This is a genomic window from Paenibacillus medicaginis, assembly GCF_042138635.1.
In the GTDB taxonomy this organism is placed as follows: Bacteria; Bacillota; Bacilli; order Paenibacillales; family Paenibacillaceae; genus Paenibacillus; species Paenibacillus medicaginis.
In genome coordinates this window covers 57,630-73,988 of record NZ_JBHIRY010000017.1, presented here as the reverse complement: position 1 = coordinate 73,988, position 16,359 = coordinate 57,630, and the positions used below count along the sequence as shown (strand labels likewise).

11 protein-coding genes and 1 pseudogene are annotated in these 16,359 nt (G+C 49.7%); all 12 read left to right on the top strand.

The window, feature by feature from the left end; genetic code table 11:
- Positions 1-46 precede the first annotated feature (46 nt).
- The 12 genes and pseudogenes from ACE5LO_RS17115 (at position 47) to ACE5LO_RS17060 (ending at position 16,312) form a co-directional block, all read left to right on the top strand.
- Positions 47-940 (top strand): NAD(P)-dependent oxidoreductase, encoded by an 894-nt coding sequence (locus ACE5LO_RS17115; protein WP_375521224.1) that lies wholly within the window; start codon positions 47-49, stop codon positions 938-940.
- A 197-nt stretch (positions 941-1,137) separates the two neighbouring features.
- Positions 1,138-1,880, top strand: a pseudogene (locus tag ACE5LO_RS17110) (ABC transporter ATP-binding protein).
- A 230-nt stretch (positions 1,881-2,110) separates the two neighbouring features.
- Positions 2,111-3,100 carry an ABC transporter permease gene (locus tag ACE5LO_RS17105; protein ID WP_375521223.1) on the top strand — a complete coding sequence of 330 codons (990 nt, stop codon included), beginning with the start codon at positions 2,111-2,113 and terminating at the stop codon, positions 3,098-3,100.
- A gap of 16 nt (positions 3,101-3,116) precedes the next feature.
- On the top strand, positions 3,117-4,004 hold the full coding sequence (locus ACE5LO_RS17100) for a carbohydrate ABC transporter permease (protein WP_375521222.1): 888 nt from the start codon (positions 3,117-3,119) through the stop codon (positions 4,002-4,004).
- Positions 4,005-4,029: 25 nt separating this feature from the next.
- Positions 4,030-5,679 carry a type 2 periplasmic-binding domain-containing protein gene (locus tag ACE5LO_RS17095; protein ID WP_375521221.1) on the top strand — a complete coding sequence of 550 codons (1,650 nt, stop codon included), beginning with the start codon at positions 4,030-4,032 and terminating at the stop codon, positions 5,677-5,679.
- Between the two features lie 114 nt (positions 5,680-5,793).
- Positions 5,794-7,704: a cache domain-containing sensor histidine kinase gene (locus ACE5LO_RS17090; RefSeq protein WP_375521220.1), complete on the top strand. Its 1,911-nt coding sequence runs from the start codon at positions 5,794-5,796 to the stop codon at positions 7,702-7,704.
- Positions 7,679-8,467, top strand: coding sequence for a response regulator transcription factor (locus ACE5LO_RS17085; RefSeq protein WP_375521219.1), 789 nt, complete (start codon positions 7,679-7,681; stop codon positions 8,465-8,467). Before ACE5LO_RS17090 ends, ACE5LO_RS17085 begins: the two co-directional genes overlap by 26 nt.
- A 102-nt stretch (positions 8,468-8,569) precedes the next feature.
- The gene (locus tag ACE5LO_RS17080) at positions 8,570-9,367 is read left to right on the top strand and encodes a DUF3891 family protein (protein WP_375521218.1); all 798 of its coding nucleotides are present in this window, start codon (positions 8,570-8,572) and stop codon (positions 9,365-9,367) included.
- Between the two features lie 82 nt (positions 9,368-9,449).
- A complete protein-coding gene (locus ACE5LO_RS17075; RefSeq protein WP_375521217.1) occupies positions 9,450-11,162 on the top strand; it encodes a methyl-accepting chemotaxis protein in 1,713 nt (570 codons plus the stop codon).
- A gap of 307 nt (positions 11,163-11,469) precedes the next feature.
- Positions 11,470-12,675, top strand: a complete 1,206-nt coding sequence (locus ACE5LO_RS17070; protein WP_375521216.1) for a glucose-1-phosphate adenylyltransferase — start codon at positions 11,470-11,472, stop codon at positions 12,673-12,675.
- A gap of 19 nt (positions 12,676-12,694) precedes the next feature.
- On the top strand, positions 12,695-13,798 hold the full coding sequence (gene glgD, locus ACE5LO_RS17065) for a glucose-1-phosphate adenylyltransferase subunit GlgD (RefSeq protein WP_375521264.1): 1,104 nt from the start codon (positions 12,695-12,697) through the stop codon (positions 13,796-13,798).
- Between the two features lie 60 nt (positions 13,799-13,858).
- A complete protein-coding gene (locus tag ACE5LO_RS17060; RefSeq protein WP_375521215.1) occupies positions 13,859-16,312 on the top strand; it encodes a glycogen/starch/alpha-glucan phosphorylase in 2,454 nt (817 codons plus the stop codon).
- The last annotated feature ends 47 nt before the right edge of the window (positions 16,313-16,359 follow it).

Below are 16,359 nucleotides of genomic sequence, written 5' to 3'. Positions count from 1 at the left end.
AAACCGGCAGGCGGGGATTTGTAATTGAAGAATTGGAGGGGTAGAGATGGAAGAAAAGACGGGGGATTCTATAAATATAGCCATTCTCGGCGCAGGAATTATGGCCAAAGGGATGATTCGGAACTTGCAGAAACATCATAATATTAATTTGTTTTTGTATAATCGGACCAGAGAGATACTGCATTCCATTGCGCAAGAAAGGGATACGATCTGTGTTACTCCGAAGGACGCGGCTTTACAATCAACGATCGTCATTTCCTGTGTAAGTGACGATGATGCGAGCAAGGAAGTGTGGTTTGGAGAGGAAGGGGCAGCTAAAGGTCTGACACCAGGGACATTTGCCATTGAAAGCTCTACGGTATCGGTAAACTATATGACTGAGTGGATTCAACGTTTATTGGAGCTTGGTGTCACTCCTGTAGATTGCCCGCTTACAGGAAGCAAAATTGGCGCTGAAAACGGTGAGTTATCCGCTTTTTTTGGTGGGGAAATGGACACGCTGAACAGTTTAAGGCCGATCCTGTCTTTGTTTTGCAAAAATATATTTAGAATCGGTGGCACAGGGGATGGCTGCAAATTCAAGCTGGTGCACAACCTGCTGGGTGGGACGATTCTGACTGCTTATGCAGAGGCGCTGCATATGGCGGGCAGATTACATTTAAGCGAAGAATTAACGAACGATATTTTATCTCAAACCGGATGGGGCTCATTGGTCGGCTCAAGCAAAGGAAGCTATATGGTGAAAGGTGATTATACGGATGTACACGGTTCACTTGATATTCTGAGTAAAGATCTGAAATATGGCATAGAGGCTGATCCGGTAAACCCGGATACTGTGTTTTACAATGCAGCAAAACAATTCCTGAAATCTCAGGAAAAAGGGCTGGGAAGGTTAGATATGGCAGCCATACGTGAGCTTTATCGATTGGAAGAGGATTAACGCAAAGATTAGGAAAAGTTTATCTTTTAATTGGCACCGAATTGGGATAATATTCAAGTATCTTGATTAAGGGGGAGTTTTCCATGAAAACTAAAATGGTCCAACCCGGCACAGCATATAAGGGTGGAACACTTTCTTAAGTAATACAAGGGTGTGTCCCCTTATATGTGTTCTAAAACACAAACAAGGGGTAGACGATGAAATTTCCAATTAAAAGATTTTTCTCATATTACAAGCCTTATTTGCCGTTATTTCTGACGGTATTGGCTTGCGCTTTGATTACTGCTGCATTAACTTTGGTCATTCCTTTACTTGTCCGTTATATTACCAAAGAGGTTCTGACAGCCGGAGAGCTGCCTGCTATTCTAAATGAAGTATACTGGATCGGCGGGCTGATGGTTGGGTTGGTCGTGGTTCAGAACCTGGGCAATTACTTTGTAGATTTTAAAGGGCATGAAATTGGTGCCCGTATGGAAAGGGATATGCGTGGCGAACTATTTGCGCACATGCAACAGCTCCCCTTTGATTTTTACGACAAAGTAAAGACAGGAGAGTTGATGTCCCGGATTACGAATGATCTGCTGCTGCTTTCCGAATTGTATCATCACGGCCCGGAAGACTACATCAAGTATCTTGTTCGTTTTGCTGGAGCTTTCACGATTCTGTTCTTTATCAATGCGCAATTAACCATCGCCATTTTTTGTTTTTTGCCCTTGTTAGGGTTGTTCATGGTTTATTTCAATAAGAGGTTAAATCATGCCATAAGAAACAACAAGGAGCGGATCGCGAAGTCAACGCGCAGGTAGATGACAGCCTGTCAGGTATCCGGGTCGTCAAATCCTTCGCCAATGAAGCCATTGAAATCGCTAAGTTTAACCGGGAGAACAATCTTTTTCTGGATAGCCGGGAATATGCACATCTATACGCAAAGCAGCTTTAATGATTGACATTAACTATAATCACTGACATTAATTATTTAACCCACGAAGTCGGCCGCAAGGCCGATTTTTTGGGGTTTTTAGCACTTGCCGCTAAGCAAACCGTAGGTGATGTAGTTTATTACCTGAAAAAAACGCACCGAATCAAAAATTTGAACCCTAGGATTTGAAGAAAGCAGCACTTAAAATAGGAATGTAAGTGCTTACAAACAGAGAAGGGAGGTCAAGACACATGGGTCCCGAATTTAAGACTGCAGGCGCGCCGCAGGATGGTACCACAGAGTCGGGAGCACTCGTTCAGCGTAAGAGAGGGGCGGCCTTCCTGTTCCGAAAGCTGTATGAGCAGCGATATTTGCAGGTGATGGCGCTGCTGGGGTTGATCTGGATGATGATTTTCAACTATTTTCCTATGCTCGGAATTGTGATCGCTTTCAAGGATTTCGATATTATCAGCACCATTCAGGATGCGCCCTGGGCGGGGCTGGAGCACTTCAAGGCCTTTCTGGAGGACGATAATTTTTGGAACATTGTGAAAAATACGCTTGGCATCAGTCTGCTCAAGCTGACCATCGGATTTCCGCTGCCGATTCTGTTCGCCCTCTTCCTGAATGAAGTCCGTTCCATGCGCTTCAAGAAATCCATCCAGACCATCTCATACCTGCCTCACTTTCTATCATGGGTCATTCTCGGCGGCATTCTTGCCACCTGGCTGTCGGATACCGGGCTTATAAACGAGCTGCTGCTTGGCTTGGGGTGGATCGACAAGCCGATCACTTATCTGGCCGAGCCGGACTATTTCTGGGGCATTGTCATCGCTTCGGATATTTGGAAGGAGCTGGGGTGGTCGGCCATTATTTATCTGGCTGCCATGGCGGGCGTTTCGCCGGATTTGTATGAGGCTTCGACGATTGACGGAGCGGGAAGATTTCAGAAAATGTGGTATGTTACGCTGCCGTCCATTAAAGGCACGATTTCCATCCTGTTCATCCTTGCGGTCAGCGGCATTTTAAATTCGAATTTTGATCAGATCCTCGTACTGCGCAATTCACTGAATGAAAGTGCGAGCAGCGTAATCGACGTGTATGTGTATCAGGTTGGCATTCAGCAGGGCCGCTTCTCCTATTCCACCGCTGTAGGCCTGCTCAAGGCGGTCGTGGCGCTCATTCTACTGCTATTGGCCAACGGCGTTACCAAACGGCTCAACAATACATCGCTGTTCTGAAAGGAGGATGGAATAGATGTCGTTTCTGCGGCGCAAGACGGCGGGAGAGGCCGTATTCGATGCGGTTAACAATGTGATGATGCTGATCATCTGTTTCCTGACCCTTTATCCGATCTGGTATGTACTTGTGCATTCCTTTAATGATGGAGCGGATGCCATGCAAGGGGGCATCTTCTGGGTACCGAGGGTATTCAGTCTGGACAACTACCGGGCGGTATTTGCCAGCAGCGGCATCATGACCGCCATGGGGGTTACAGTGGCGAAGACGCTGGTCGGAACGGTGATACATGTCTTCTTTACGGCTATGGTGGCCTATGCCTATTCACGTAGGGAGTTGATTGGGCGCAGCTTCTATATGATTGTGGGCACGATTACGCTGTTTTTTGGCGGCGGTCTCATTCCGACATACCTGCTGATCAGGGACCTCGGGCTGCTGGACAGCTTCTGGGTGTATATTATTCCGGCGATGTTCAGCTTTTTTGACCTGATTATTTTTGTTTCCTTCTTTCGCGAGCTTCCTGATGCTTTGGAGGAAGCGGCGAAGATGGACGGGGCGAATGATTTTAAAATTTTTTACAGCATCGTGCTGCCCTGCTCCATGCCGGTGGTGGCGACCATTGCACTGTTTCATGGCGTGTATCAATGGAATGACTATTTCACAGGCATGATCTATATCAACGATACGAATCTCCAGCCGATTCAGACATTTTTGTACCGGGTTGTAGCACAATCCAGCTCCAACCAGATGATGGCGGCGGTTCCGGGATTGGCGGCACAGACGGTGACCTCGCAGTCGATCAAGCTGGCGACCATGGTCGTGACGACGCTGCCGATCGTGCTGGCTTATCCTTTTTTGCAGAAGTATTTTGTGAAAGGCCTGATGATTGGTTCGATCAAAGGGTAAGCAGATCAGAAGGGGGATTGCATAGATGTTCACACGCAAATGGCGGGCAGGCATTCTGGCATTGATTACGGTATTCATGTTAACGGCTTGTACATCCAGAGGAGGAGGCAGTTCCACACCGGCAGTGCTGGATGAGCCCAAAACACCGGCAACGGCCGACGAGCCAGGCTGGAAAGCGGATACAGAGCCGATTACGTTCGACTGGTATTTGAACTTCTCCTGGTTTCCCAACAAGTGGGGAGCGGATGCCACCTCCCAGTACGTGACGAAGAAAACGGGGGTCAACATTAATTTCATCGTGCCAGCCGGCAACGAAAATGAGAAGCTGAACACGATGATAGCTTCCGGCAAACTGCCGGACTTTATTACCCTGGGCTGGAGCGAGGATGCGGTCAAAAAAATGATCGAAGGCAAGATGGTGCTGCCACTCAATAAACTGGCGGAAAAATACGACCCGTATTTCATGAAGGTGTCCGATCCGGCCAAGGTTTCATGGTACCAGCAGCCGGATGGCAACATTTACGGTTATCCAAACGCGTCCTCCTCGCCACAGGATTATAAAAAATATGGTCAGAACTTTGTATCCAACCAAACGTTTATGGTGCGCAAGGACATCTATGAAGCTCTCGGCAAGCCGGATATGAGAACGCCGGACGGTTTCCTGAAAGCGCTTCAGGATGCAAAGAAGAAATTTCCGGAGGTCAACGGGCAGCCGCTGATCCCGCTTGGACTTCATGAATTCACGGACACAGGCAACTATTCCCTGAAAGATTACCTGCTGAATTTTCTTGCTGTTCCTTACGAAAAGGACGGCCAGCTCAACGACAGGATGACTGATCCAGAGTATATTGCATGGTTGAAAACGCTGCGCAAGGCCAATGAAATGGGCTTGCTGGCCAAAGACATCTTTATCGACAAGCGTCCGCAGATGGAGGAGAAAATCGCTCAGGGCCGTTATTTCGCCATGCTGTATCAGCGCTCTGACATGGGGAACCAGCAGATCACCCGCTATGTCAACGACCCGGATTCCGTATATATTGCGGTGGACGGACCGGCCAACAGCAAGCTGGACCCTCCGACGCTGGCAGGTCCAGGCATTTCGGGCTGGACGCTGACGCTCATCTCCAAAGACGTGAAAGACAAGGAGCGGGCCATCGAATTCCTGACGTATCTGATCAGTGAGGAAGGCAACAGGGATCTTTATATGGGTGAAGAAGGCGTAACCTGGGACATGGTGGACGGCAAGGAAACGTTCAAGCCTGAGGTGCTGGACCTGCTGAACAAGGACCGGACGGCATTCGATAAAAAATACGGAGCTTCCTATACCTTCTGGATGCTGATGGATACGAATATGAATTTGAAGTGGGCCCCGCCGAGCGCCGAACCCGCGAAACAGCCGGAGGACTGGACAAAAGGCAAAACATACAGCTTCTCGCAGTATGATAATACCATTCCTACCGGAACTTCCGAGGAGGGCATCGCCAACAGCAAAATCGATCAGGCCTGGGGCAGGACGCTGCCAAAGCTGCTGCTGGCTGCATCGGACAGCGAGTTTGATCAATTGTTCGCGGAGTTCCTGAAGGATCGTGACAAGGCGGGCTACGATAAAGTAAAAGCCTATCAGGCAAAGGCCTTCGCGGAAAATCAGAAAAAGATAGAGGCTTTTGCGCAATAACCATATATGTTAGGACGTGCAGCCTGCTGTTTTATACAGGTTGTACACCTTTTCGAAGAATCCCGCCATGTCGGGATTTTTCGAGTTGGTATGAGAGGATGTGCCTGTGATGTCATGCGTGCTGTCATACAGAAAATGATCGGTAAATTAGTCATCAGTGTGGGCGGATTGCCGCTGCAGATCAAGCTGATCGCTGCATATATCGGTGTCATATTGGTTCCTGTCGTGCTTTTTTCCATCTACACCTTCCAGCAGCTGTACAATAATACGCTGCTGGAGATGACGAGAAAAAATGAGTTTGCGCTGGACAACGAGCTGAAGGATATTCTGAATAACATGGAGATTATGGAGCGGACCGCCCAGCTCGCGGTTTCGGACCGCGCAGTGCTGAATTATTTAACGAGAGGCAGGGAGCCGGAGACGGAAGAATTGGTTCATTTTAATATGAATACCTTTCCCAATCTTCAGCATTTGCTGTATAGCAACCCGAAAGTATCGCATATCCGGCTGTTTACGAACAATCCCCATGTCAAGGAAATATGGCCTGTCATTTTCCGGGAGGAGCGAATCTACGACAAGCATTGGCTGCCCAAGGTCAGTGCGCGGAACGGAATGACATGGTGGGAGATATACAAGGGCCCTGAGGATATTTTGCGGACCGGGGAGCCAGGCAGTCTGGAACAGACAGCGTATATTTCTTTGTTAAGAGAAGTACAGGCCGCAGAAGGAATGAAGGGTGGTATCGTGCAGATCGATATGGAGCTGGAGGATTTTTCACCCAAAACCTTTGGCAGCCTGCAGGATGGGGAATCCCGGATGCTGGTCTTCAGCCGCGATGGAGAGGCCTACTTCCACCCGGACAGCATACTGCCCGGCAGCATCACGGCAGTGGCGGTCAGGGAACAGCTGCGGATGCACGCAGAGGGTGAGCGGGGAAGCCTCCGCTTTTCCTTCAAGGGCCAGTCGTATCTCGGATTGTACAGAACGATCGACGGGCCTGACGCTTATCTGGTCAATGTCGTGTCGCTGGAGCCGGTCTTGTCCGACATTCGCGGCAGGCGCAATCAGCTCCTCGTCATCGTTGTTGTGCTGATTGCCTTCCTGTCGCTGATTTCATACGGTCTGCATGCGCTTATATTAAGGCAGCTCACCACGCTTCGTGATTCCATGAAGCAGGTGCATGAAGGAAATTTTACGGTGCGCATTCCGGTCTATGGCCAAGGTGAAATCGCCGAGCTGGCGCGCCATTTCCGCAGGATGCTGGGCAGGATCAAGGAGCTGATCGCCGAGGCCGTCGAGAAACAGGCGGCAGCCAAGGAAGCGGAGCTTAATTCACTCAAAAATCAGATCGACTCGCATTTTCTGTATAATACCTTGGAAAATCTGAAGATGATGGCTGAGGTGGAGGGCCAATACCCGCTGTCGGATGCGCTGACCTCCCTTGGCTCCATGATGCGCTACAGCTTTCAATGGTCTGCCGACTTCGTCACCCTGGCGGATGAAATCCGTCATATCCGCAACTACATGGCGCTGATGAACATCCGGTATGATGACAGGCTAAGGCTGGAAGTGAACGTACCGGAAGAGCTGCTTGCCTACAGCTTGCTCAAGATGTCGCTGCAGCCGATTGTGGAGAATGCGGTCAAGCATGGCTGGAAGCCTGAACATGTCGGAGAGAAGCAATTTACGGTTCGTATTCAGGCAGGCAAGTATGACGGAAACCTGCATATTCTGATCACAGATAACGGGACGGGCATGCCGGGATGGAAAGTGAATGAAGTAAACACGGCGCTCAAGCTCGGAGATGAGAAATTTCAGCAAACAGCGGCCGCCGGCCATCAAACATCACAGCATGGAATCGGTCTGCGAAATGTGCAGCAAAGAATCCGCCTCCACTGCGGGGAGGGCTACGGCATTCATATGGAGAGCCGGCAGGGAAGCACGACAACCGTGCATATGGTGCTGCCCCAGAACATACTCGCCAAGGGAGGTGATCAGGATGATCAGGCTGCTGATTGCGGATGATGAGAAAAATATCCGGCTTGGCTTAAAAGCCATGGTCGAGCGGGAATTCCCCGGGGATTTCGAATGTTATACAGCCGAGGACGGACAGCAGGCATGGAATCAGGCCAGTGAGAAACGTGTGGATATCGTCATTACAGATATCCGAATGCCGCAAATGGATGGCATTCAATTGATGCGCCAGCTGCGTAATTTACGCCCCAGGCCGCTCGTTGCCGTGCTTAGCGGTTATGGAGAATTCCAGTATGCCAAGGAGGCTATCCACTGCGGCGCCCAGGAATATTTGCTCAAACCGGTCATCCGGGAGGACTTGTTCACCATGCTGAGGGAGATGGAGCACACGATACAGGCAAGGGAGGTGCCGAACAGGGAACGGGAAGCGCGCCAGGCTGCGATCAGGCAGGAAAAAGAAGGCGGCCGGGGGAGATCGTATGAGCTGGACCGGGCTGTCGAATATATTCATAAGCACTACAAGGAGAATTTGAATATGGCGGTCGTGTCCAACCTCATATCGTTAAATTACACCTATTTCAGCCATGCCTTTAAATCCTATACCGGGGTAAGCTTTGTCCAATATGTGAGAAATGTGCGGATTCATAAATCCAAAGAGCTGCTGGAGCGTACGGAGTTCAGGATTTATGAGGTCGCGGCAGCCGTCGGCTTTGAGAGTGCCAAGCATTTTAACAAGGTGTTCAGGGAAAAGGAGGGCATCACTCCGCAGGAATACCGGGTAAGGTATCATGCTGTGCGCAGGAGCGGGGGCTAGGTTCGGCTTCAGCGGTTTGCCTGAACGCTAGCGCATAGTGGCATTTGGCTGCAAGCCGTGGTTATAATGGAAGAGACAAATATCATGACAGGAGGTGCTGATATGATTGTATTCGAAACGGAAGATGCCTTTGTTATGACTGCACAGCATGACCATGGTCGCATTGCAGGTGAGCTGGCCTCCAGCTGGAAGGAGGAGCATCTCGGTTTTCCGGGCAGCAGGGAGGAACTGGTGTATGCGGCCTTTCAGCATGACCAGGGCTGGATTCGGCTGGATGCCGCCCCGTTCTGGAACGATCATGCAGCGGCTCCTTATACGTTCAAGGATTTTCCATTGAGCCCCCGTTTTGTGTTTTACAAATTGGGCATTGATGAAGTGGAGAAGGTGCATCCCTATGCCGCATTGCTGTGCAGCAGCATGTACAGCCAGCTGGTGGAGCGCAGCCGGGGCGAGCACGCTGGAGATATGCAGGTCATCAACGAATATCTTGCCGATGAAGAACAAAGAAGAGCTCGCCTCTATCAATCGCTTGGCGGCATCGATGTCTGGCATGACCGGTTGCAGTCCGATCTGCAAAGGCTGATGTTCTGCGATGAGCTGAGCCTGTTCATCTGCATGCAGTCTCCCGGCACAGCGGCCTCCGAGTACGAGTGGTTTGCCGATGGTCTCAGCACGGCAGGCCTCGGGCACGGAATGATCCGTGCCGAATGGATCTCAGAGATTAGCGTTGGCCTCTCCTTCAATCCGCTGGAGCACAATGCCCGGGTGACGCATTTATACCGGACCGTGCCGAAGCGGAGCATCCGGGAGCAAGGTCTTGCGGAGGCTTATCGGCTAGCTCCGGTGCAGCAGCGTACGCTTTCTATTGAGAGATTGTCTGGAGAACGGTCGCTTTATTAAGAAGATAATTTTATCTATTCAAAGCATTTGGATTTAAACCGATATAATCTCCTGAGAATACATATTCAAAGGGGACATCAAGGTGAAGCTGCTTAAAAATCTATCCATCACAAGGAAGCTTTTGATTATCATCGTCGTAAGTGCATTGGCGCTTGGCTCAGTAGGTTTTTTAGGTTTGAATTATATTTTGGTTATGACCAAAAACTCGGAGGCTATGTATAAAGAGAACCTGATTCCTCTGGGGAATATTATGCAAATCAGGGTAAATGCAAGAGCAAGTGACGCCTATACCCTGGAGCTGCTTGTAACCGAAGATTCGGCAAGAAATAAACAATTGAACGACGAAATCGCCTCCGCCTGGGAAGAAATTGACGGACTGATAGCTGAAATCGGGAAAGGCAAATTAACCTCGGAACAGCAGGAGTTGCTAAATCAATACAAGGAACAAGCCATGCTGCTGAACACGAGCAGAAATCAGGTCATTGATTTGGCGATGCAAAATAATAATAAAGAAGCCTATCGCGTCTATGCGGAGGAGGTGGAGAAAAATCGCCAACAGCTTAATGATACATTGAAGGCCCTCCAGAAATCCAATATTACGAATGCGGGCTCCATTAACAGCATGAACCAGGAAAGCTCGCGTATCATAACCGTATTTGTGGCCGTGGTTATCATTGTGGCTCTTCTTCTGTTGATACTGCTTGGTACACTTATTGCACGCATGATTGTAAGGCCGGTCAAGGAAGTGGTTGATTTGCTGCAGCAAGCCGAAAACGGGGATTTTACCGTCAAAGGAAGCTATCAATCCAGGGATGAAATTGGCGAGCTGTCCGCTTCGTTCAACAATATGACCTCCAGGCTCCAATCGGTATTCAGTACTGTACAAGAGTCTTCATTACTGGTCGCTTCAGCTTCGGAGGAATTGAGCGCCAATGCCGAGCAGAACAGTAAGGCCAGCGAGCATATTACGATCATCGCCCAGGAGCTTGCGAGCGGTTCAGACCAACAGGTTGACCAGGTAGAAGCGAGTTCAACGGTCATTACGGATATAAGCGGGCATACAAGAACGATCGCTGGCAATACGGAGAAAATGAAAACAGATGCCCTTCATGCCTCGCAAATGTCGGCTGAGGGCAATCAAGCGCTCGCGGAAGTCAACAAACAAATGGATTCGATCCATGCCAATGTCAACAGCTTGTCGGAAGCGGTAAGAAGCCTGCATGAGCGTTCCAATGAAATTGGTAAAATCACGAATGTCATTACAGATATATCGGCGCAGACGAATCTGTTGGCCTTGAATGCGGCGATTGAGGCAGCCAGGGCAGGAGAGCACGGCAAAGGCTTTGCTGTTGTTGCTGATGAAGTGAGAAAGCTCGCGGAAGAATCCAGGAAATCGACGGAGCAAATTTCCGGACTCATCCGGCTGATCCAAAGCGAAACGGAGCATACGCTGCAGACGATGGAGAAGGCTTCGGAGGAGGTTCATTCCGGCATGAATGTTGTTCAGCATGCAGGAAACTCTTTCTCCAGCATCAATCAGGCTGTACATGAAGTGGTATCACAAATTGAGGATATTGCAGAAGCAATTGCAAAATTGGCTGACGGTGCGGATTATGTCAATACTGCTATGCTGGAAGTAAGCTCGGTGGCCAAGGAGTCAGCCGCAAATTCTCAAAGCATCTCCGGGGCGACACAGCAGCAGCTTGCTTCCATGGAGGAAATAACCTCCTCTTCCCAAGCACTTGCCGGATTGGCGGATAATCTGCAGAATATAATCAAACAGTTTAAAATCTAGCTATAGCACAATCTCTGTATGCCTCACTCCCCCTGATCCAAGACAGGGGGAGTGAGCAGCAGTGTACTGAACTTTTTTTAAAATCCCTCCTCATCTTTATCGTTTTATCTTCCCTGTTATACTCACTGTGTACCCTTTCTCGGAAGTCTGAATCTTATTGAGTTTTTGAACATTTCACAATGCTTACATACTGCATTCACACGGCTTGTCCACAAATTTCTCCTGATTGGCCAGTATCTTCAGCCCATGATCAACTCTTTATCTCCCAAGTATTGATGCCAGACCGGTTGAATATGTTGTTGCATAGATGTTCGTATCCAAAGCTGCAAAATGGTTCGCATTTTCGCACTGTGAAGGAGGAATTTTCATGCAGAGTAAAGAAGTGCTGGCTATGCTGCTCGCGGGCGGGCAGGGCAAACGGTTGAAAGGATTAACGAGAACCCTTGCCAAGCCTGCAGTCTATTTTGGCGGAACTTATAGAATTATCGACTTCCCCCTCAGCAATTGTGCCCATTCCGGCATCGATACGGTCGGTGTGCTGACACAATACGAGCCGCTTGTTCTTCATTCCTATATTGGTGTGGGGAGCGACTGGGATCTGGACCGCAGAAACGGTGGGGTCTATGTGCTGCCTCCTCATGAGAGGGAAGACGGCAACAGCTGGTACAGAGGCACGGCCGATGCGATCTTCCGGAATCTCAAATTTATTGAACAGTTTAACCCCGAGCATGTGCTCATTCTCTCCGGCGACCATATCTATAAAATGAATTATGCGGCCATGCTGAGTTTCCACAAAGAGAAAAACGCCGACTGCACGATTTCCGTCATTGATGTCACCATTGAAGAGGCCAGACGCTTCGGAATACTGAATACGGATGAAAATCTCCAAATTTACGAATTTGAAGAAAAACCCCAGCAGCCGAAAAGCACGCTTGCCTCCATGGGCATTTACTTGTTTAAATGGAGCGTGCTCAGGGAGTATTTGATCACAGCCTCGCAAAATCTCGACAGCTCGCATGATTTCGGCAAGGATATCATACCGCTCATGCTCAGTCATGCCAAAACATTGTACGCCTACCCGTTTCAGGGATACTGGAAGGATGTAGGCACCATTCAAAGCCTGTGGGAAGCCAACATGGACCTGCTTGCCCAAGACCCTCCATTGAATCTGAACGATCCGGATTGGCGCATATTTACCAGAAGCCCGAATCAGCCTGCCCAATATGTCTCACCCAAAGCCGTTCTCCATAATTGCATCATCAATGAAGGCTGTGTAATCAGCGGCAGAGTTGAGCATTCGGTTCTCTTCTACGGAGTGGAAGTTGGAGAGGGCAGTCATATATCGGATTCCGTTATAATGCCTGGTGTGAAAATCGGACGCTATGTCCGCATTCATCGCGCGATTGTAAGCGAGAATGTGGTGATTGAAGATCATGCCGTGATCGGTGGTGATTCGGGGGAGATCGTGCTGATTGGCCGCGACATTGAAGTACAGGCTGCACAAAATTATTGAGGAACAGGACGGTGAAAGCATGAATCGACTGATCGGCGTTATAAATCTGGACAATGAACTGGATCATCTGAAGGAGCTGACCTACTTTCGTTGTGGAGCGGCCGTTCCCTTTGCGGGCCGTTACCGGATCATCGACTTCACACTGTCCAATATGATGTATGCGGGTATTTTGGATACGGCCCTCTTCATTCGCAGGAAGTACCGTTCCTTGCTGGATCATTTGGGGGATGGGCGCCCGTGGGACCTGGACCGCAAACGAGGCGGCCTGTTTGTGCTCCCTCCGGACTGGAATGATCCGACGGATACGTCCAAAGGGGATTTACAACATGTGCATAATAATCTGGACTTCTTCAAACGTGCTGCAGGAGAGGCCATCTTCCATTCGGGTACGCAGCATATCAACAAAGTCGATATCGGCGAGGCTTATCGGTTTCATAAAGAGAAAGGGGCTGACGTTACGCTCGTATACCGGCAGGTGAAGCAGCTTGAACCGGAATATGCGCCCTGCACCCGTCTGGAGGTGAACGAGGACGGAAGGGTGACGGGGATCCATCAGGAACTGGGCCATCATAATATATACATGGAAATATTCATTATGGATAAAAAGCTGTATCTGCAGGAGGCGGAGCGCTGCATCGCTCACGGTGACAGTAACTTTTTTCGTGACGCTGTCCAGCGCAATCCGGACCGGCTTCAAATTTATGCTTATCGTTATGACGGGTATCATGCTTTGATCAATTCGGTGGAGAGCTATTTCAAGCACAGTATGGGGCTGCTGGATCAAAAGCAATACCAGGCGTTATTCCAGAGCAGGCCGGCACATACCAAAATCAAGTATGAGGCCCCCACCAGATACCTGGACGGGGCAGAAGTCGAAAATTGTTTGGTTGCCAACGGCTGCATCATTGGTGGAAGGGTGGAGAACAGCGTCATTTTCAGAGGGGTACAGGTCCAAAAAGGAGCGCGGATCAGCAATTCGATTATTATGCAAAAATGCGTCATTCGTGAAGGGACTGTTATTGAGAATGTCATTCTGGATAAAGATGTAAAATTATCCGAGGACACCACTTTGATCGGCAGCGTCAAAAGTCCCTATGTTATCGCCAAAAATACCAAGATGTAATTTAATACACTGGCTGATGTGCTGCACGAGAATCGGCTGATGATCAGGAGGTACTCACCGTTGTTCAGCAATAAGGAAGAATTCAAGAAAGCATTTCGGCTGCATCTTGTCAGACGTCTGGGAATCCCGCTGGCGGAAGCCAAGGCTGATGACGTGTACAAAATATTGGGCAATATGATCAGGGAATATGTCGGCAAAAACTGGGCCAGAACGAATTTGGCATACAAGGAGCGTGGCGAGAAGCATGTCTATTATTTCTCGCTGGAGTTCCTGATGGGTCGGCTGCTTGGAAATAATCTGCTGAATCTCGGCATACTGAACATGGTCCGGGAAGGGCTGAACGAACTGGGCTGGGAGCTCGAAGCGATCGAAGGGCAGGAATCGGACGCGGGCCTTGGCAATGGCGGTCTCGGGCGGCTGGCCGCTTGCTTTATGGATTCGCTGGCTTCGCTCGGTTATGCTGGACACGGCTGTGGCATCCGCTACAAATATGGCCTCTTCGAACAGCGGATTGTGGACGGCAATCAGGTGGAGCTGCCGGATGATTGGCTGCAGAAAGGCAATGTATGGGAAGTCCGCCGCCCTGAGAAGAGGGTTGAGGTTTTCTTCTGGGGCAGGGTGGAAAGCCGTGAGGAAAACGGCCGCCTTATTTTCGAAACGAAGAACGCCGAGAAAATCTGGGCCGTCCCGTATGATATTCCGTTAATCGGCTACAGGGGAGGCAATGTCAATACGCTGCGGATCTGGAGCGCCGAGTCGGCTTTGGACCCGCTGACTGGCCATTTTCCGGGCGGGGAGAGCTATTATAAATATTTGGAGTTCAGCAGGTCCATTGAGTCGATCTCGGAATTCCTGTATCCGGATGACTCGAATGAAGAAGGCAAGCGGCTGCGTTTGAAGCAGCAATACTTTCTTTGCTCAGCCGGTTTGCAGAGTATCCTGCGCACATATAACAAACAGCGGCTTCCCTATGATCAATTGCCCGCCAAAGTCGCCATTCATATCAATGATACACATCCGACGCTCGTCATTCCGGAATTGATGCGTATTCTGATCGATGTAAAAGGCATGGGGTGGGATGAGGCCTGGGATATTACGAACAGAACCGTGTCCTATACCAACCATACGATTCTCAGCGAAGCGCTGGAGAAATGGCCGGTTCCCATGGTCCGTGAGCTGCTGCCGCGTGTATATATGATCATCGAGGAGATCAACAAGCGATTTTGCGCCATGCTGCTTGAGCGATATCCGGGCGATGAACGGCGGATGGCGGAGATGGCGATCATCTACGGGGACCAGATCCACATGGCCAATCTGGCCATTGTGGGCAGCTACAGTATCAACGGCGTGGCTGCGCTTCATACGGAAATATTAAAGCAACGTGAGATGAAGGCGTTTCACGAGCTGTACCCGGAACGTTTTAACAACAAGACGAACGGCATTACGCACAGGCGCTGGCTGATGCATGCGAATCCGGAACTGGCGGCGCTGTACAAAGAAACGCTTGGCGAAGACTGGGTCCGCGATCCGCGTAAATTAACCGGGCTGCTGCCGTATAGGCAGGATTCATCCTTTCAGCAGCGGGTTCAGGATATCAAGCAGGACAACAAGCGGAAGCTTTCAGGGTATATTTTGAGCAAACAGGGGATATCCGTCGATCCTTTATCCATTTTTGACGTGCAGGTCAAGCGGCTTCATGGCTATAAACGGCAGCTTCTTAACATCATGCATATCATGCACTTGTACAATGAGCTTAAAGATAATCCTGCCAAGGATATGACTCCGCGCACCTTCATATTTGGGGCCAAAGCTGCCCCGGGTTATTATTTGGCGAAGCAGATTATCAAGCTGATTAACAATGTGGCGGGCACGGTCAATCATGATCCGCAGGTGAGAGATCGAATAAAGGTCGTTTTTCTGGAAAATTACTCTGTATCGCTGGCTGAGCTTATTATCCCCGCCGCTGATGTCAGCGAACAGATTTCCACTGCCGGCAAGGAAGCTTCCGGTACGGGAAATATGAAATTTATGATGAACGGGGCATTAACGATCGGCACGATGGATGGCGCCAATGTTGAAATGCATGACATGGTGGGAGACCGGAATATGTTCATCTTTGGTCTGAGTGTGGAACAGGTGCTGGAGTATTACCGTACGGGCGGTTATTCCGCACGCCGCAAGAGCGAAGAGGATGAACGCCTGCACAGACTGCTGATGCAGATGATCCAGACAGGTCCTTTTACGAGCCATGAATGGGAATTTGAAGCCGTCTACCGTTCATTGATCGACCATAATGATGAATATTTTGTGCTGGAGGATTTTGCGGCTTATGCGGATACACAGGCCCAAATTGATCAGGTCTACCGCAATCCAGCGGACTGGACCGGGCGGGCGATCGTGAACATGGCGCATGCGGGGAAGTTCGCAAGCGACTGTACCATCCGGCAGTATGCGGACGAAATCTGGCGAATCCGTCCTCTGAATGAGGACATTTCGAGCAGGAAGGTGTATTAAGGTATGGCTGAAAAAAACTGCATCCCCAGAGGCTTGGGAATGCAGTT